The 16,030-nt window shown below is 62.6% G+C and carries 17 protein-coding genes; 9 read left to right on the top strand and 8 right to left on the bottom strand.

Annotated features, from left to right (window positions below):
• Nucleotides 1-53 precede the first annotated feature (53 nt).
• The 3 genes from J5289_RS12020 to J5289_RS12010 all read left to right on the top strand — a co-directional run bounded on the left by J5289_RS12020 (nt 54) and on the right by J5289_RS12010 (nt 1,821).
• On the top strand, nt 54-620 hold the full coding sequence (locus tag J5289_RS12020) for a thermonuclease family protein (protein WP_257623358.1): 567 nt from the start codon (nt 54-56) through the stop codon (nt 618-620).
• Nucleotides 617-1,264, top strand: coding sequence for a uracil-DNA glycosylase family protein (locus J5289_RS12015; RefSeq protein WP_209183901.1), 648 nt, complete (start codon nt 617-619; stop codon nt 1,262-1,264). Before J5289_RS12020 ends, J5289_RS12015 begins: the two co-directional genes overlap by 4 nt.
• A gap of 68 nt (nt 1,265-1,332) precedes the next feature.
• Complete coding sequence (locus tag J5289_RS12010) at nt 1,333-1,821, top strand: Lrp/AsnC family transcriptional regulator (protein WP_111221801.1); 489 nt, start codon at nt 1,333-1,335, stop codon at nt 1,819-1,821.
• Nucleotides 1,822-1,905: 84 nt separating this feature from the next.
• Here the strand turns inward: J5289_RS12010 and J5289_RS12005 are convergent, their stop codons facing one another.
• Nucleotides 1,906-2,778, bottom strand: coding sequence for an NAD(P)-dependent oxidoreductase (locus tag J5289_RS12005; protein ID WP_142822982.1), 873 nt, complete (start codon nt 2,776-2,778; stop codon nt 1,906-1,908).
• A 231-nt stretch (nt 2,779-3,009) separates the two neighbouring features.
• Between J5289_RS12005 and J5289_RS12000 the strand changes: the two genes are divergently transcribed.
• The 5 genes from J5289_RS12000 to J5289_RS11980 all read left to right on the top strand — a co-directional run bounded on the left by J5289_RS12000 (nt 3,010) and on the right by J5289_RS11980 (nt 8,008).
• The gene (locus tag J5289_RS12000; protein WP_142822980.1) at nt 3,010-3,978 is read left to right on the top strand and encodes an aliphatic sulfonate ABC transporter substrate-binding protein; all 969 of its coding nucleotides are present in this window, start codon (nt 3,010-3,012) and stop codon (nt 3,976-3,978) included.
• A 174-nt stretch (nt 3,979-4,152) separates the two neighbouring features.
• Complete coding sequence (locus J5289_RS11995; protein ID WP_142822978.1) at nt 4,153-5,121, top strand: aliphatic sulfonate ABC transporter substrate-binding protein; 969 nt, start codon at nt 4,153-4,155, stop codon at nt 5,119-5,121.
• A 35-nt stretch (nt 5,122-5,156) separates the two neighbouring features.
• Nucleotides 5,157-6,332, top strand: coding sequence for an FMNH2-dependent alkanesulfonate monooxygenase (gene ssuD / locus J5289_RS11990; RefSeq protein ID WP_111221805.1), 1,176 nt, complete (start codon nt 5,157-5,159; stop codon nt 6,330-6,332).
• 22 nt (nt 6,333-6,354) lie between these two features.
• Nucleotides 6,355-7,194: an aliphatic sulfonate ABC transporter permease SsuC gene (gene ssuC / locus J5289_RS11985; protein WP_209183898.1), complete on the top strand. Its 840-nt coding sequence runs from the start codon at nt 6,355-6,357 to the stop codon at nt 7,192-7,194.
• A gap of 10 nt (nt 7,195-7,204) precedes the next feature.
• Nucleotides 7,205-8,008, top strand: coding sequence for an ABC transporter ATP-binding protein (locus J5289_RS11980; RefSeq protein ID WP_209183897.1), 804 nt, complete (start codon nt 7,205-7,207; stop codon nt 8,006-8,008).
• Nucleotides 8,009-8,077: 69 nt separating this feature from the next.
• Here the strand turns inward: J5289_RS11980 and J5289_RS11975 are convergent, their stop codons facing one another.
• The 5 genes from J5289_RS11975 to J5289_RS11955 form a co-directional block, all read right to left on the bottom strand.
• On the bottom strand, nt 8,078-8,902 hold the full coding sequence (locus J5289_RS11975) for a methyltransferase domain-containing protein (protein ID WP_209183896.1): 825 nt from the start codon (nt 8,900-8,902) through the stop codon (nt 8,078-8,080).
• 43 nt (nt 8,903-8,945) lie between these two features.
• On the bottom strand, nt 8,946-9,212 hold the full coding sequence (locus J5289_RS11970) for an usg protein (RefSeq protein WP_111221809.1): 267 nt from the start codon (nt 9,210-9,212) through the stop codon (nt 8,946-8,948).
• 174 nt (nt 9,213-9,386) lie between these two features.
• The gene (locus J5289_RS11965) at nt 9,387-10,217 is read right to left on the bottom strand and encodes an ABC transporter permease (RefSeq protein ID WP_142822970.1); all 831 of its coding nucleotides are present in this window, start codon (nt 10,215-10,217) and stop codon (nt 9,387-9,389) included.
• Nucleotides 10,214-11,017, bottom strand: a complete 804-nt coding sequence (locus tag J5289_RS11960; RefSeq protein ID WP_209183895.1) for an ABC transporter permease — start codon at nt 11,015-11,017, stop codon at nt 10,214-10,216. The genes J5289_RS11965 and J5289_RS11960 overlap by 4 nt, the downstream gene beginning before the upstream one ends.
• 119 nt (nt 11,018-11,136) lie before the next feature.
• Nucleotides 11,137-11,919: an ABC transporter substrate-binding protein gene (locus tag J5289_RS11955; RefSeq protein ID WP_142822966.1), complete on the bottom strand. Its 783-nt coding sequence runs from the start codon at nt 11,917-11,919 to the stop codon at nt 11,137-11,139.
• A 382-nt stretch (nt 11,920-12,301) separates the two neighbouring features.
• Between J5289_RS11955 and J5289_RS11950 the strand changes: the two genes are divergently transcribed.
• The gene (locus J5289_RS11950) at nt 12,302-14,545 is read left to right on the top strand and encodes an OmpA family protein (RefSeq protein ID WP_209187478.1); all 2,244 of its coding nucleotides are present in this window, start codon (nt 12,302-12,304) and stop codon (nt 14,543-14,545) included.
• Nucleotides 14,546-14,864: 319 nt separating this feature from the next.
• Here J5289_RS11950 and mobB read toward each other — a convergent pair whose 3' ends face one another.
• Together mobB and mobA are read right to left on the bottom strand one after the other, a co-directional pair.
• Nucleotides 14,865-15,386 carry a molybdopterin-guanine dinucleotide biosynthesis protein B gene (mobB, locus tag J5289_RS11945; RefSeq protein ID WP_209183893.1) on the bottom strand — a complete coding sequence of 174 codons (522 nt, stop codon included), beginning with the start codon at nt 15,384-15,386 and terminating at the stop codon, nt 14,865-14,867.
• A complete protein-coding gene (mobA, locus tag J5289_RS11940) occupies nt 15,383-16,015 on the bottom strand; it encodes a molybdenum cofactor guanylyltransferase MobA (protein WP_209183892.1) in 633 nt (210 codons plus the stop codon). The genes mobB and mobA overlap by 4 nt, the downstream gene beginning before the upstream one ends.
• Nucleotides 16,016-16,030 lie beyond the last annotated feature (15 nt).

Genomic DNA, 16,030 nt, shown 5'->3' with positions numbered 1-16,030 from the left:
AAGGTTTTGTTTGCCATCTTCGCAAACGAGTTGTTTTTCAAGGAGGCCGAAAGGTGGCGAAGCCCCGTGGTCTGTGGGGCGATAGCTTCATGGCATTTGCGTTTCTGGGCTTGCTGGGCCTCCTCGCATTCAAGTTGAACCTTCAGCCGGAAACGGTTGCAAACGGTAATTTTTCGGTCGTCGACGGCGATAGTCTGAAGCGCGAGGGAGGGCGATTTCGTCTGGTCGGCATCGATGCGCCGGAATTGCGACAGCAATGCCAGCGCGATTCCCGATCCTGGGATTGCGGGCAGGTGGCGCGGGATGCGCTTTCGAAGATGCTGGCTGCCGGCCCGGTCGAGTGCCGGGGCCGGCAACGGGACCGCTATGACCGGCTTCTCGTCACCTGCAGCGTCGGCGGGCTCGACGTCAATGCCGAGATGGTTCGTCGCGGCATGGCTGTCGCCTATGGCGCCTACGAGGCTGAGGAGGCGGAGGCGCGTGGCGCCAAGGCAGGGCTTTGGGCGGGCAGTTTCGAGCGACCCCGGGATTATCGGCGCGATGGCGGTGCAGCACAGTCGAGCCGCGATCCGCTGGCTGGTATCGGCGAGTATGTCCGCGACCTCATGGGATGGCGATGACGGATTTCGGAGCAGGAAGAGAAGAGCGGCTCGAGGGCCTGCGTATTGCGATCGCCGGATGTCGTATCTGCCGCGATAGTCCGGCGCGGGGCATGGAGTATCGTCTGCCGCACGAGCCACGCCCAGTGGTGGTGGTCTCGTCCAGGGCGCGCATCCTGATCGCAGGACAGGCGCCGGGACTGCGGGTGCACCAAAGTGGCCTGCCGTTCGACGATGCATCAGGCGACCGGCTGCGACAATGGCTGGGGGTGGACCGGGCGGCGTTCTACGATCGCGATCGCTTTGCCATCGTCCCCATGGGCTTTTGCTTTCCCGGCTACGACGCTGCCGGCAGCGACTTGCCGCCCCGGCGTGAATGCGCGCCGGCCTGGCGCCGGACCGTGCTGGATGCCATGCCGCAGATCGAGCTGGTGCTGGCAATCGGCCAGTATGCGCAAGCCTTTCATCTCGGGCCTTCAAGGATGGCGTCGATGACGGAGACGGTATCTGCATGGAAGCGTTATGTTTTGACCAATGAGGGGCCCGCGGTGATGCCGCTTCCGCATCCGAGCTGGCGCAACAGCGGCTGGCTGAAGCGCCACCCGTGGTTCGAGGGCGATTTGCTGCCGGTGCTGCAAAATCGGGTGAAAACCCTCGCTTTCTGAAATCATGTTCTTTTCTTTCCCCGGAATCGCGCTATAGACAGAATATATTTCGAAAAAGGACATTGGGGATGGATCGTCTAGATAGAAAGATCCTGCGGCTTCTGCAGGAAGATTCAACGCTTGCCGTCGCAGATCTCGCCAAGAAGGTCGGGCTGTCGACGACGCCCTGCTGGCGGCGTATCCAGAAGATGGAAGAAGACGGCGTCATCCGTGGCCGCGTCGCGCTGCTCGACCCCGTCAAGGTCAACACCAAGGTCACCGTCTTTGTCTCGATCCGGACGGCCAGCCACTCGATCGAATGGTTGAAGCGTTTTTCCGAGGTGGTTTCCGAATTTCCGGAAGTGGTGGAATTCTACCGCATGAGCGGTGACGTCGACTACCTGCTGCGCGTCGTCGTGCCCGATATTGCCGCCTATGACGCGTTCTACAAGCGGATGATCGCCAAGATCGAAATCCGCGACGTGTCGTCGGTGTTTGCCATGGAGCAGATCAAGTATTCGACGCAACTGCCGCTCGACTACATGTTGCTCGACGCCAGCAAGTCGAACGACGAATAACAGAAAAGGGCAGCGTGCCGGTGCGCGCTGCTCTTTCGCTTGTGGCGTCGAGGCCCCGGGCTTTTTGCCGGCCTCCGGTACAGCCTACTTCTTTTCCAGCCGGGCCAGCAGCGACGACGTATCCCAGCGCTTGCCACCCATCGCCTGGACTTCTCCATAGAATTGATCCACCAGCGCGGTCACGGGCAGCGTTGCACCGTTGCGGCGGGCTTCGCTGAGGACGATGTCGAGATCCTTGCGCATCCAGTCGACGGCGAAGCCGAAATCGTATTTGCCGGCCATCATCGTCTTGTGGCGGTTTTCCATCTGCCAGGAGCCGGCAGCGCCCTTGGAGATCACCTCAACCACTTTCTCTATGTCGAGCCCGGCCTTCTGGCCGAAATGGATGCCTTCGGCCAGGCCCTGGACGAGGCCGGCGATGCAGATCTGGTTGATCATCTTGGTCAGCTGCCCGGCGCCGACATCGCCCATGAGCCCGACCATGCGGGCATAGGCGTCGATCACGGGCTTCGCTTTCTCGAACACCGCAGCTTCACCACCGCACATGACGGTGAGCACGCCGTTCTCGGCACCGGCCTGGCCACCGGACACCGGAGCATCGATGAAATGGCAGCCCTTGGCTTTTGCGGCGGCATCGAGTTCGCGTGCGACTTCGGCGCTGGCTGTTGTGTTGTCGATCAGGATTGCCCCGGGCTTCATGCCAGAGAACACGCCGTTCTCGGCTGTGGTGACGGAGCGCAGGTCGTCGTCATTGCCGACGCAGGTGAAGACGAAGTCGGCATCCCTGGCGGCATCTGCCGGGGTGGCAGCGGATTTGCCGCCATATTGCTTCACCCAGGCCTCGGCCTTGGCAGCCGTCCGGTTATAGACGGTGACGGTGTGTCCGCCCTTGACGGCGAGATGTCCGGCCATCGGATAGCCCATGACCCCGAGGCCGATGAAAGTGACATTCGACATGCGTACATTCCTTCTCAGATTTCGCCAGAGCATTAGCTGAAAGCCGAAATCCAGGAAAGGCCGTTTGGCGTCAGGGGACGAGCGAGGGCGCTGATTTCGCAATTGTCGCTTTCCGCAGAAGCAAATTTCGACGAAGTCGGTGAATTTCACAAAATCCTTTGTCGATAAGCCGACTAGATTTCTCCAGTGTAGGGGCCATGGCAGCAGAATGCTGACGCAAGGAGATGTGACATGATATCGCGCAGACAGACACTCGGGCTTTTGGGCGCCGTCGCCGCTACATCGCTTCTACCGCTCGGCGGCATCGCACGCGCCGCAGCCGCCAAGCAGCTGCGCATCGGCTGGCAGAAGAACGGCGTGCTGGCGCTGGCCAAGCGCCAGGGAGCGCTGGAGAAGCGGCTGGCGGGGCAAGGTGTTTCGGTCGAATGGTCGGAGTTCACCTCGGGGCCGCCTCTGCTGGAAGCACTCGGGGCCGGCGCGCTGGATTTCGGCGCAACCGGCGATGTCCCGCCGCTGTTTGCCCAGGCGGCGAATGGCAATCTCCTTTATGTCGGGCTCTATCGCGGCAGCCCGGAAGGCTCTGCCATACTGGTGCGGGCGGATTCGTCGATCAAGTCGCTTGCCGACCTCAAGGGCAAGAAGCTTGCCTTCAAGCGTGGCTCCAGCGCCCACAACGTTGCTGTCAAGGCCCTGCAAAAGGCAGGCCTGACGCCTTCAGATGTCGAGCCGATCGACCTGTCGCCCTCGGATGCGGCTGCCGCCTTCAAGACCGGCAGCATCGATGCCTGGTCGATCTGGGATCCCTATCTGGCGATTGCCGAGGCCGATCCCCAGACCCGCGTGCTGGCGACGGCGCGGGGTATCGTCGACAGTTATTCGTTTTTCCTCGCCAATGGCGACTATACGACGAGCAACCCGCAGCTCGTGTCTGCCGTCATCGACGAACTGGCAAAGGTGGGTGCTGCGGCACAGGGGCAACTCGAGGACACCGTGGCGGCGCTCTCCGGCATCACCGGTGTGCCGGCCGACGTGACGCGGGTGACGCTGACGCGGCCCGGCGCGGATCTCGGCAGCGTCTCGACGATGACAGATGCGGCGGTTGCCTACCAGCAATCGCTGGCCGAGGAATTCTATGGTCTGGGCATCGTGCCGAAGAAGCTCAATGTCAGCGATATCGTCTGGCGGCCGAAGGCGAGTTGAGTTTGCAAGCCTCATGCAGACGCTTCCCTGACAATGCCGGAGCCCGACTTCAAGCAAAATTATTCTAAGACCTTGCTGCGGTTGGGAAACCGCGGCTTCGATCTTGCGCCGCGACCATGACACTATGAACTTGCCGGATAGGGATCCGGTTGCGAATTTTTATGAGGCACTTCGATGATTACCCGCAGACAGACGCTTGGGCTTTTTGGTGCAGCCGCTTCTGCTGCCATCCTTCCGCAAGTGAGAGGGGCGAGCGCCGCCACCGGCACGACGCTGAGGGTCGGCTGGCAGAAATTCGGCGTGGTGCCACTCGCCAAGAAAAGCGGTGCGCTGGAGAAGCGCCTGGCCGGCAAGGGCGTGACCGTCGAGTGGAATGAGTTTACCTCGGGGCCGCCGCTGCTCGAAGCCATCGGAGCGGGCGCCATCGATTTCGGGATCACCGGCGACGTACCGCCGCTATTCGCCCAGGCCGCCGGTCGTGACCTCCTCTACGTCGGTGCCTATCAGGGGCCGGCCGCCTTTCACGGCCTGCTGGTGCACAAGGATTCGCCGATCCAGAAGATCGAGGATTTGAAGGGCAAGAAACTCGCCTACAAGCGCGGTTCCAGCGGCCACAACTTCGCTATCCAGGTATTGCGCAAGGGCGGCCTGACGGTCTCTGACATCACCGAGGTGGATCTGGCGCCACCGGACGCCGCTGCTGCTTTCAAGAACGGCAGCATCGATGCCTGGGCGATCTGGGATCCCTACTTTGCCGTCACAGAGGCCGATCCGCAGACACGCGTGCTGACCACCTCCGAGGGCATCATCGACAACTGGGGCTATTTCCTCGGCAACGGCGGCTTCACGGCCAAGAACCCAGAGGTGATTGCCGACGTCATCGACGAACTCGCCAAGGTCGGTGCCGCGGCGCAGACCAATCTCGATGCAACGGTGACGGCGCTCGCACAGATCACCGGCGTGCCGGAGCCGATCACCCGCGTCACGCTGACCCGCAGCAAGGCTGACCTCGGCAAGGTCTCGCTGATGCCGGACGCGGCGCTCGCCTACCAGCAGGCTTTGGCGGACGATTTCTACAGCCTCGGCATCGTGCCGAAGAAGCTCAAGGTCAGCGACATCGTCTGGCACCCGAAAGCCAGCTGATTGATCCCCGCGACCACGGAACAAGGGAAACAGACATGACAAACACTTCCAAGCCAATCGACTTCCTCTGGTTTATCCCGACTTCGGGCGACGGCAGCTATCTCGGTTCCGCCGACCTCAACCGCGACACGGATATCGGCTATCTGACGCAGATCGCGCAGGCCGTCGATCGCCTCGGCTATTCCGGCGTGCTGCTGCCGACCGGCGTGTCATGCGAGGAATCCTTCGTCACGGCGGCAGCGCTTGCAGCACATACGCAGAAGCTCAAATTCCTGGTGGCGGTGCGTCCCGGTACGGCGTCGCCGGCCTATTACGCCCGGCTGGCCTCAACGCTCGATCGCATCTCGCACGGACGCTTGCTGCTCAACATCGTGGTCGGCGGCAGTCCCTCGGAGCTTGCAGGCGACGGCATCTTCCTGAAGCATGACGAGCGCTACGATCATGCCAATGAATTCTTCGACGTGTTCGAAGAGCTGATGGCCAAGGGCACGTCGACGCTGGATGGCAAGTATATCAAGGCGACCGGTGCACGGCTGGCCTTGCCGCCGGTGCAATCGCCGCGTCCGCCGCTGTATTTCGGCGGTTCTTCGGACGCTGGCATCGATTTTGCCGTCGGTCGCGTCGACAAGTACCTGACCTGGGGCGAACCTCCGGCGCAGGTTGCCGAAAAGGTCGAAAAGGTGCGGGCTGCAGCAAAGCGCACCGGCCGCGAAGTCAGCTTCGGCATCCGCCTCCACTTCATCGTTCGTGAAACCGACGACGAGGCCTGGGCCGCCGCCGACCGGCTGATCTCGCAGCTCGACGACGATACGATCCGCGAAGCACAGGAGCGCTTCGTCAAGGAGTCCGATTCCGTCGGACAGAAGCGCATGGCCGCCCTGCATGGCGGACGCCGCGACAATCTCGAAGTGTCTCCCAACCTCTGGGCCGGTGTTGGCCTGGTGCGCGCGGGAGCCGGCACGGCCCTGGTCGGATCGCCGAAGACTGTGGCCGCACGCCTGCGCGAATACCAGGAGATCGGCATCGAGACGGTGATCGGCTCCGGCTATCCGCATCTGGAAGAAGCTTACCGCGTTTCCGAGCTGCTCTTCCCGGAACTGGGGCTCGGACGCGAACTGCAGCGCGGCAGCTTCGACGTCGAGTTCGGCAAGCGCCAGGTTTTCGGCGGCGGCAGCCATGGTGGCAACCTGAAGGTCGTGTCCGGATCCTGATCCGGCAGAGAGGGACAAGATCATGGCGGCAGTCGACACACACTTCGTCGAGGTAAGGGCAGCGCGGACGGCGGACAACGATATCGCCAGCCGCGCTCGCAAAAACCTGGAGGCCTCGCTGCCTTATCTGGTTCCGGTCGTCATCGTCGCACTCTGGCAGCTCGGCTCGTCGGCCGGATGGATTTCGTCGCGGATCATGCCATCGCCGCTCGATGTGGTGATGGCCTTCTGGCAGACGACGACCTCCGGTCAATTGCCGAAAGACATTGCCGTCAGCGCCGGCCGTGCATTTGCCGGCCTGTTTGTCGGCGGCAGCATCGGGTTCCTGCTCGGTCTCGCCAACGGCGTGTCGCGGCTGTCGGAAAAGCTGACCGACACGACCTTGCAGATGATGCGCACCGTGCCGCATCTGGCGATGATCCCTCTGGTCATCCTGTGGTTTGGCATCGGCGAGGAATCGAAGCTGTTCCTGACCTCGCTCGGCGTGCTGTTCCCGGTCTACCTGAACACCTATCATGGCGTCCGCAATGTCGACCGCGACCTGATCGAGATGGGGCGCGTCTATGGCATGGGCAACTGGACGCTGTTTCGCAAGGTTATCTTTCCCGGCGCCCTGCCGTCGATCTTTGTCGGCCTGCGCTATGCGCTCGGTATCATGTGGCTGACGCTAATTGTCTCGGAGTCGATCGCTGCTTCATCCGGCATCGGCCACATGGCCAATAATGCCCGCGAATTCATGATGACCGATGTCGTCGTGCTGTCGCTGGTGATCTATGCGGTGCTCGGCAAGCTGGCCGATGTTGCCGCCCGGGCGATGGAGCGCAGGGCGCTCCGCTGGAACCCCACCTATCAGCAGCGCTGAGGACAGAGACATGAACGTCATCGCCCACCCACGATTTCAGCCGATCGAAAATAAAATCACGCAGCCCGAGGCGGCGAGCGTTGCACCAGGCGCCGGTGCCATCCGCGTCCGCGGCCTCGAAAAGCGTTTCGGCGACAACCAGGTCCTGCGGGGTATCGATCTCGATATTCCGGCCGGCCAGTTCGTCGCCGTCATCGGCAAGAGCGGCTGCGGAAAGAGCACGCTGCTACGCATCCTGATGGGGTTGGACGCGCCGACCGGCGGCAGCGTCGCCTTCGGCACGACCTCGGGCGAGGCGGCTCCGAACGCCCGCATCGTCTTCCAGGAGCCACGCCTGCTGCCCTGGCTGAGCGTCGCCGACAATGTCGCCGTCGGTCTCGGCGAGGGTGTTTCCAAGGCAGAAGGTCGCAAGGCTGCGGCGAGGGTTCTCTCGGAAGTGCAACTGGCTGAAAAGGCAGGCAACTGGCCGGCGCAACTGTCCGGTGGGCAGCGCCAACGCGTAGCGCTCGCCCGCGCGCTGGTCAGCAAGCCCGGCATCCTTGCCCTGGACGAGCCGCTCGGCGCCCTCGACGCGCTCACCCGCATCAGCATGCAGGAGCTCTTGAACCGCGTCTGGCGCGAACTCGGCTTCACAGCCGTCCTCGTCACCCACGATGTGAGCGAAGCGGTGCATCTGGCCGACCGCGTCATCGTGCTTGAGGAAGGCCGCATCGCCCTCGACCTGCCCATCCCCCACGTCCACCCCCGCCGCCACGGCAATCCGGCGCTGGCGGAGCTGGAAGGCAAGCTGCTGGCCGCGATCCTGGGGCATTGAGGCGACTGAGAAAGCGGCTCGCTTTCCGATCGACGAATTTTTGGCTGTAGCCGGTAGCGCGCTCGGTTATCAGTGCTGCTGCTTCAACCTTGCCACCACCAGATGGCCCGGGGTTGGCTGCCCGTCTTCCATGCGGACATTGATGTCGGTGATTTCGATGAGGTCGAAGCCGGTGGCTGTCAGGCGTTCGCGGACGTAGGCCTGAGCATGGGCGAAGCGCTGGTGGGGGCCGACCATGTAGGGGCGGCCGGCGAGTGTTTCTTCGGGCAGTGTTTCCGAGGAGAAGATGAAGAGGCCGCCGGGCGTCAGGTTTTCGGCGGTTCCGAAGAACAGCGGCTCGAGTGCACCGAGATAGGGCAGTACGTCGGTGGCGGTAATGATGTCGAAGGGTTCTTCGTCGTTGTCCTCGAGGAAGTCCTCGACCTCGGCGACGAACAGCGAATCGTAGATGTCCTTCTCGTCGGCGATCTCGACCATGTTTTCCGACAGGTCGATGCCGGTCATGTCGTCGACGATGTCGCTGAGCACGCCGCCGGTCAGCCCGGTGCCGCAGCCGAGATCGAGCAGCCGCTTGAAGGGCCCGAGGCCGAGTGCCTGCAGGCGCTGGCGAACCAGCATCGGCACGTGGTAGCCTAGTTGCTCGACGAGGACGTCCTCGAAGACTTCGGCATGCTGGTCGAACAGCGTCTCGACATAGGCGTCGGGCGCCCGCGTCGGCGTGTCGCCGCGTCCCATCGAAGCGATGCGCACGGAGGCGCCGCCATGATCGTCGGGGTCGATCGCAAGGACCTCGTTGTAGGCGGCGACGGCCGCGTCGATGTCTCCGGATTTCTCCAGTTCGAGGGCTCGGTTATAGGCGTCGGCCAGCGCGTCTTCGTCGATCTTGTTTTTCATGCCGGCTTTTTAAGCCGGGTCAAAAGCCGCTGCAACCGCTATTTCAGTTCAGGATGAATTCGCCTTTGAGGGCGCGCCAGTCTGTCGCCGAGATCAGCTTGCGGTGGACGTAGCGGACGGAGTGGAGGGGGCCGTCGAGTTTCTCCTGCCAGAATTTCAGGAAGCTGCGCATTTCCGGAAAGTCCGGGGAGAGATCGTAGTCCTGCCAGAGATAGGTCTGGAGGATGGCGGGATGGTCGGGAAGGCGGTAGAAAATCTCGGCAGTGGTCAGTCCGTAGCCTTTCAGCTGCAATTCCATTTCCTTGTGCATCGGTCCCTCGCTTGCGGTTCCAACTCTTGAGCGTGACGGTCGTCACAAGGATATGGAAACACGGGATGCTTAACCGAAGCTTTCGGAAATGCCTTTTCAAGACATTTTTGTGACGGTAATCAACAGGTTAGCAGTTCTCCAAGGGGAGTGCTGCCAGCGTGTCGGACCTCGCCCTTACCGGACGAGGTGCCGTGTCAGCCGGCGTTCTGTCCATTCCAGGAAATGGCGCAGGATTTCGACGATGCTGAGGTAGAAGATCGCCGCCCAGAGGTAGCTCTGGTAATCGTAGGTCTGGGAGAAGGCATAGCGCGTTTCACCCATGAGGTCGAAGACGGTGATGATGGCAACGACCGCCGAGCCCTTTACCATCAGGATGATTTCGTTGCCGTAGGGGCGAAGCGCGACGATCAGTGCCTGCGGCAGGATGATCTTGAAGAAGGCTACCAGCTTGGGGATGCCGAGCGACGAGGCTGCCTCGTGCTGGCCCTTGGAGACGCTGATGATGGCGCCACGCAGGATTTCCGTCTGGTAGGCAGCGGTGTTCAGTGTCAGCGACAGCAGCCCGCAATACCAAGCCTCGCGAAAGAACCACCAGAGGCCGACCGACTGCCATTCGGGCCGAAAGCTGCCGAGGCCGTAGTAGATCAGGAAAAGCTGGGCGAGGATCGGCGTTCCACGAAAGACGTAGACGTAGACATAGGCAAAGCCGCTGAACAGCCGGTTCTTCGACATGCGGGCAAATGCCAGCGGTACCGACAGCACGGCGCCGAAGACGATCGAGAAGGCCACCAGTTCGAGCGTCGTTATCAGGCCATGCACGAAGCGCGGCCCGTATTTGAAGAATTTCTCGTTGTCCCAGTTGGTAATCATCATCGCCAGCAGGGCAACACCGAGGAGGGCCCAGAGGGTCACGACGATGTAGCCCGTCATCCGGGCCGGTCGCATCCGGGTCATCGCTTCCGGTGGCGGCGCGCGTGGCGGGATAAGGGCCTTCGAATAGCTCATCGCGATGCCTCCGAACGCTTGGTCCACCGGTCGACAAAGCCGAGGCCGACCGACGAGACGATGGCAAGGAACAGGTAGAGGCCGCAGGCCAGCAGGTAGAAGCCGAAGGCATCCTTGGTGACGCGCACCGCGATGCCGGTCTGGCGCAGGATGTCGGTCAGGCCGATGATCGAGACGTAGGAGGTGTCCTTCAGGAGGTTCATCCAGAGGTTCCCGAGGCCGGGCAGGGCGATACGGATCAGCTGCGGCAGGACGATCAGCTGCATGGTGCGAAACCGTCCGAGGCCCAACGAATCGCCAGCCTCGTACTGGCCCTTGGGGATGGCGCGGAATGCCGACAGCAGGACTTCGGCGCAATAGGCGGAAAACACCACCGAGAGAGCCAGCATGCCGGCCACGAAGGCATTGATCTCGACGCGTCCCTCGTAGCCGAGAGAGGCAAGCAGGCTCTGGAGGGCGATCTGGATGCCGTAATAGACGATGAACAGCGTTAGCAGTTCGGGAAGACCGCGGAAGATCGTCGTGTAGATGCTGGCCGCCAGCCGTACGGACTTTTCTTCCGACTGCTGGCCGAGCGCCACGAGGAAGCCGATGGCAAGGCCGACCGGCAGGGTGGACAGCGCGACGACGATGGTGACCTTCATGCCGAGGGCAATCTCGTCGCCCCAGCCTGTATCGCCGCAGGCGATGACCGTTCCCGAACCGAACAGACTGAAAAGGCCGACCGGCCCGCATAAAGGATCGAAGATAGTGCTCATCCGATCCCACAGGGATCCGAGGGCGGAAAACGCTCCGCTCATGCCTTTATTTCCCCTCGCGACTGTTTCGTCGCTTACTATTACCGACAGTTCTCAAATAAAAACGGCGGAAGAGCAAGCCTCCCGCCGCCAGTATTTTGCATCGCATCTAAACCCGGCGATTACTTTCCGTAAACGTCGAAGTCGAAATACTTGTCCTGGATCTTCTTGTAGGTGCCGTCGGCGCGGATGGCGGCAAGCGCGGTGTTGAGCTTGGTCTTCAGCGCATCGTCGCCCTTGCGGACGCCAATGCCGGCGCCTTCGCCGTTGATAACCGGATCGATTGGCAGGGTGCCGAGCATCTTGCAGCAGCTGCCGGCATCCGACTTGACCCATTCCGACAGGACGACAACGTCGTCGATGACGGCATCGATACGGCCGTTCGTCATGTCGAGCTTGTACTCGTCAGCGGTCGGGTACAGCTTCAGTTCGGCATCCTTCAGGTGGGCCGTCGCATAGTTGGCATGGGTTGTCGACGACTGGGCGCCGATGGTTTTGCCCTTGAGGCCGGCGTCGGTCGCTTCCGTGACCTTGGAATCCTTCGGCACGGCAATGGCAGGTGGGGTGTTGTAGATCTTGTTGGTGAAGTCGATCGACTTCAAGCGCTCAGGCGTGATCGACATGGAGGAGACGATCATGTCGAACTTCTTCGCCTGCAGGGCAGGAATGATGCCGTCGAAATCCTGGTTGACGATCGTGCACTTGACTTTCATCTGGTCGCACAAGGCGTTGGCGATGTCGATGTCGAAGCCCTGGAACTTGCCGGCTGAATCCAGCGATTCGAAGGGCGGGTAGGTCGCATCGGTGCCGATGGTCAGCGTGTCGCCGTCGGCCATGGCCACGCCGGAAAAGAGCGACATCGCTGCGAGCGACGCTGCGGCGAAGAGACGGGTTGAGTTGCGCATGTGGATCCTCTCTGTTGGTGACCGCGGGGTGTTCTTGTTTTCCGCGCGCGGTTTGAATGGGGCGGAAATCGCGAGGACCGCCTTGCGGAGATAATTTTCCTCTTTTCGAGAGAATTGCAACCGGAATCATCTGTCGATGATGCAGTGCACAGTTTCCGCGCCCGGAGGCCATGTGAACGGTGGCTGCACGCAACATTCATCGGGGATTCATTTCACGGACTTTAGAAAAGCGGAACAAAATGAAGGCCGATACCCTTTGGATGCGCCCGACCGCAAATTGGCCCGAATGTATCGGAACAAGACACCCGAGGGCGGCCGGATCGAGAAATTCGGTTCGCCATAACGACAAGACCAGAACGACAAGAAACGAAGAGGAAATTCCGTGGGTACCAGATCAAGATTGTTCGCCAGTGCCGCCTTTCCGCTGCTGTCCCTGTCGCTGATGCTGCAGCCGGTACACGCCGCGATGCTGGTCGGCGGCACCGTCAACACCACTGTCCGGCAAGCGGACAATGCTGCATCGTTCGAGGTAGCGCAGGCGACAGCCGAGCCTGCGGAAGACGAGCAGGACCCCAAGAAGAAAAAGAAGCCCGGCGCTGAGGAGCCCGGCAAGGAGCCGCCGAAGGCCGAAAAGCATGGTGAGCCCGAAGCGCCCAAGGCTGAAAAGCCCGCAGAGCCCAGAGCCGAGAAGCCGGTAGAGCCCAAGGCTGAGAAGCCTCCAGAGCCGAAGGCCGAGAAGCCGGTAGAGCCGAAGGCTGAGAAGCCGGCTGAACCGGAAGCGCCGAAGCCACCGAAGGCTGAAAAGCCCGTCGAAATGGAAGCACCGAAGCCGCCGAAGGCCGAAAAGCCTGCCGAGCCGGAAGCTGCCCCTGCAAAGCCGAAGGTACAGGAACTGGAAGCGCCGAAGCCTCCGAAGGCCGAGAAGCCTGCGGCAGCCGAGCCAGAGGCACAGCCCGAAACCAGGAAGCCTGCGGCCGAAGCGCCTGCTGTTCGCTCCAAGGCAGCCGAAGCCCCCGCAGCAGAGCCGGCAGCGCCTGCACCGCCGCCAGCCGGCAAGCACCAGAAGCCTGCAGAGGCCAATGGTGAGGCAGCGCCGGCGCCTGCAACGCCGGGTGAGAAGCCCGTAAAGCCCGTCATGCCGGCCGAAAAGGTCGCCCCGAACGCCGAGAAGCCTCCGGCACCGGCCGCTGAAGGCGTTGCGCCTGCCAAGCCTGCCGCCGAACAGCCACCCGCAGCGGCTGGCCAGCGCCAGGTGGCCCCAGGCACCGAACCGGTTACCCCCGGCAAGCCGGCACCCGGAGCAGCCGTCGCCCCTGCAGCCAACGGTGCCGCACCGGCAGCCGCAGCACCGGCAGCGCCCAGCACTGCCGGCGAGCAGGTTTCGCCAGCCGAACTGCAGCGTCGTCAGAAGATCGCCGAGAACCCGGCTGCTGCCGGCGCAGGCAGCGGCCCCGTCATCCTGCCCGTCCAGAACGGCACTGCCGTCCTCGACAGCGACAAGGATGCCGCGCGTCGCGGTCACCGTGGCCAGCCGGGCGCAGGTCAGCCGGGCGCTCCCGGCCAGCCCCCGGCTCCCGGGCAGCCGGCAGCGGCCGCACCGGGCCAGCCTGCTCCGCCAGCACCTGCCAACGTCCGTGCGCCGACATCCGATGCCGACGCGCAACGTGCAGCCGGCGGCAACCAGGCGCCACCTGTAAAGATGGAGGCCGTCACCAGCGAGCAGGGTCGTCGCATGGATCGGCAGCCGGATTACGTCTCGCCCCAGGGCGTGCGCATCGACGACCGCCAGGACAACCGCGTCATCGTCAACTTCGGCGACAACGTCTTCGTCCGGCACGACGATACGCAGCGCTTCGTGCGTGACGGCGAACGCCCGGTCTACGAGCAGCTGCCCCGCGACCGTTACCGCGAGACGATCGACCGTCCCGACGGCGACCGCATCGTCACCGTGCGCAATCGCTACGGCGATATCATCCAGCGCTCGCGCATCGATGCACGCGGCCGGGAATACGTGCTGTTCTATTCGCCCGAACTGGAGAATTCGCCGGATCAGGACGACTATTACCGCGATCCCGGTGATGAACTGCCGCCGATGCGCCTGCGCATTCCGCTCAACCAGTACATCATCGATACCAGTGCCGATCAGGACCAGGATTACTACGACTTCCTGCGCAAGCCTCCGGTCGAGCCGGTCGAGCGTGTCTATTCGCTGAACGAGGTCCGATATTCGGCTCGTATTCGTGACAAGGTGCGGCGTATCGATCTCGATACGATCACCTTTGCGACGGGCAGTGCCGAAATCCCGATGGAGCAGGCAAAGACGTTGCGCGGAATTGCCGAGGCCATCGGCAGTATCGTCAAGAAGGATCCGACCGAGACCTTCCTGATCGAGGGTCATACGGATGCCGTGGGTACGCCCCAGAGTAACCTGATCCTTTCGGACCAGCGCGCCGAATCCGTCGCAAACGTGCTGACCGACGTCTACGGCATCCCGCCCGAAAACCTTGCGACGCAGGGCTATGGCGAGCAGTACCTGAAGATCAACACGCCGGGACCGGAGCAGGAAAACCGCCGCGTCACCATCCGCCGCGTCACGGCGCTGGTCCGCCCTGTCGCCGTCCGCTAACCACCTGTCCTGATGAAGAAAATACGCCGCCGGAGAAATCCGGCGGCTCAGACTGATGACAAACCCTGAAGAAGCGTGTTTGACGAGAGCGATACCTTACTCTCCCTCATCCTCGCCCTTGTGGCGGGGATCCAGCGACACGACGTCTGTCGGGTCAAAAGACTCTTTCAGCTCAAAGACTTGAGCTGACTGGATCCCCGCCACAAGGGCGAGGATGAGGGGAGTTTGACAACCGGCTCAATTTCCCGAGTAACCTGCAGAGTTATTAGATCATAGCTTTGTCATCAGTCTGCGCCGCTGGAGAAATTCGGCGGCTTTTTTATGGGCTCGGCTTTTCCAGGCCGACGGTCGTGGCGATGAAGTCGGCGATGGCCATTGTGTCGTCGAGGTCGAACACGGGCAATCTGTCGTCGAGGACTGCGTGATCGGCGGCGATTGCGACGATATGCGGGTCCTGCGGTGCCAAAGGTTCGCGGTTGGCCGATGCCGACCGGCGGGCTTCGATCTTGGGGATCGGCTCGCGCTTGTAGCCCTCGACCAGAACCAGATCGCAGGGGGCGAGGCGGGCGAGGATCTCGTCGAAGCCCGGCTCCGGTGCGCCGCGCATCTCGTGCATGATGGCGTACCGCGTGCCCGACACCAGCGCCACTTCATGGGCGCCGGCCTCGCGGTGACGGAAGCTGTCGGCGCCGACCTTGTCGATGTCGAAGTCATGGTGGGCATGCTTGATCGTCGAGATCCGGTAGCCGCGACGGGTGAACTCGGTGACGAGGCGGACCGCGAGCCCCGTCTTGCCGGAGTTCTTCCAGCCGGCAATGCCAAAAATCTTCGGCGCTGTCATCGGTGCAGAGCCTGCAGCCAGAGCTCGGCGGCGGCGAGTTCCTCTGGTGTGTTGACGTTGAGAAAGGGATCGATGGTGCCGTTTTCCGTCTGGATCAGCGGGAAGATGACTTCGGCCAGCGGATAGCGCCGCTGGAAGTCGCGCACCCGCCGCTTTCCATCCGAAAGTATCCAGCGCTCGAGTTCGTCGGCCAGCGACACCGGCCAAAGGGCAACGATAGGGTGCTGCTCGCCGCTCGACGAGGCGATGGCGATGGTCTGTCCGTCGTGGCGGGCATCGGCAAGCCGTGCCATCAGGTCCGTCGGCAGGAACGGGCCATCGGTCGGCACGGTCAGGACATGGCTGGCGGCGGGATGGTTCGCCTCTGTATCGCGCATGGCGGCCAGCACGCCGGCCAGCGGGCCCAATTGTCCGGGGAGGGTGTCGGGCACCCGGCGCAGGCCCTCGCCGCCTTCGAAGTCCAGCGGCGCATTGACGGCGACCTCGCTCGACTGCGGGGTCATGCGGGCAACGATGTGCGCAATAAGCGGCACGCCGCCGACGGTTGCCAATGCCTTGTTGCTTCCCATCCTGCTCGAGCGGCCGCCCGCAAGGATGACGCAGGGCAGCTTTTCTGTCGCGAACACCATCGTGTCTTGTTCCTC

It is taken from the genome of Rhizobium sp. B230/85, assembly GCF_019355735.1.
Taxonomy (GTDB): Bacteria; Pseudomonadota; Alphaproteobacteria; order Rhizobiales; family Rhizobiaceae; genus Rhizobium; species Rhizobium rhododendri.
The sequence above is the reverse complement of the archived record's forward strand: the minus strand, read 5'-3'. Positions and strand labels throughout refer to the sequence as shown.

Bases quoted from the DNA above. Each gene is read 5' to 3' on its own strand.
- J5289_RS12010 (WP_111221801.1), top strand. From the start codon at position 1,333: ATGGATCGTCTAGATAGAAAGATCCTGCGGCTTCTGCAGGAAGATTCA.
- J5289_RS12005 (WP_142822982.1), bottom strand. From the start codon at position 2,778: ATGTCGAATGTCACTTTCATCGGCCTCGGGGTCATGGGCTATCCGATG.
- mobB (WP_209183893.1), bottom strand. From the start codon at position 15,386: ATGACAGCGCCGAAGATTTTTGGCATTGCCGGCTGGAAGAACTCCGGC.
- ssuD (WP_111221805.1), top strand. From the start codon at position 5,157: ATGACAAACACTTCCAAGCCAATCGACTTCCTCTGGTTTATCCCGACT.
- J5289_RS12000 (WP_142822980.1), top strand. From the start codon at position 3,010: ATGATATCGCGCAGACAGACACTCGGGCTTTTGGGCGCCGTCGCCGCT.
- J5289_RS11980 (WP_209183897.1), top strand. From the start codon at position 7,205: ATGAACGTCATCGCCCACCCACGATTTCAGCCGATCGAAAATAAAATC.
- J5289_RS11955 (WP_142822966.1), bottom strand. From the start codon at position 11,919: ATGCGCAACTCAACCCGTCTCTTCGCCGCAGCGTCGCTCGCAGCGATG.
- J5289_RS11970 (WP_111221809.1), bottom strand. From the start codon at position 9,212: ATGCACAAGGAAATGGAATTGCAGCTGAAAGGCTACGGACTGACCACT.
- mobA (WP_209183892.1), bottom strand. From the start codon at position 16,015: ATGGTGTTCGCGACAGAAAAGCTGCCCTGCGTCATCCTTGCGGGCGGC.
- J5289_RS11960 (WP_209183895.1), bottom strand. From the start codon at position 11,017: ATGAGCGGAGCGTTTTCCGCCCTCGGATCCCTGTGGGATCGGATGAGC.
- J5289_RS12015 (WP_209183901.1), top strand. From the start codon at position 617: ATGACGGATTTCGGAGCAGGAAGAGAAGAGCGGCTCGAGGGCCTGCGT.
- J5289_RS11995 (WP_142822978.1), top strand. From the start codon at position 4,153: ATGATTACCCGCAGACAGACGCTTGGGCTTTTTGGTGCAGCCGCTTCT.
- ssuC (WP_209183898.1), top strand. From the start codon at position 6,355: ATGGCGGCAGTCGACACACACTTCGTCGAGGTAAGGGCAGCGCGGACG.
- J5289_RS11965 (WP_142822970.1), bottom strand. From the start codon at position 10,217: ATGAGCTATTCGAAGGCCCTTATCCCGCCACGCGCGCCGCCACCGGAA.
- J5289_RS11975 (WP_209183896.1), bottom strand. From the start codon at position 8,902: ATGAAAAACAAGATCGACGAAGACGCGCTGGCCGACGCCTATAACCGA.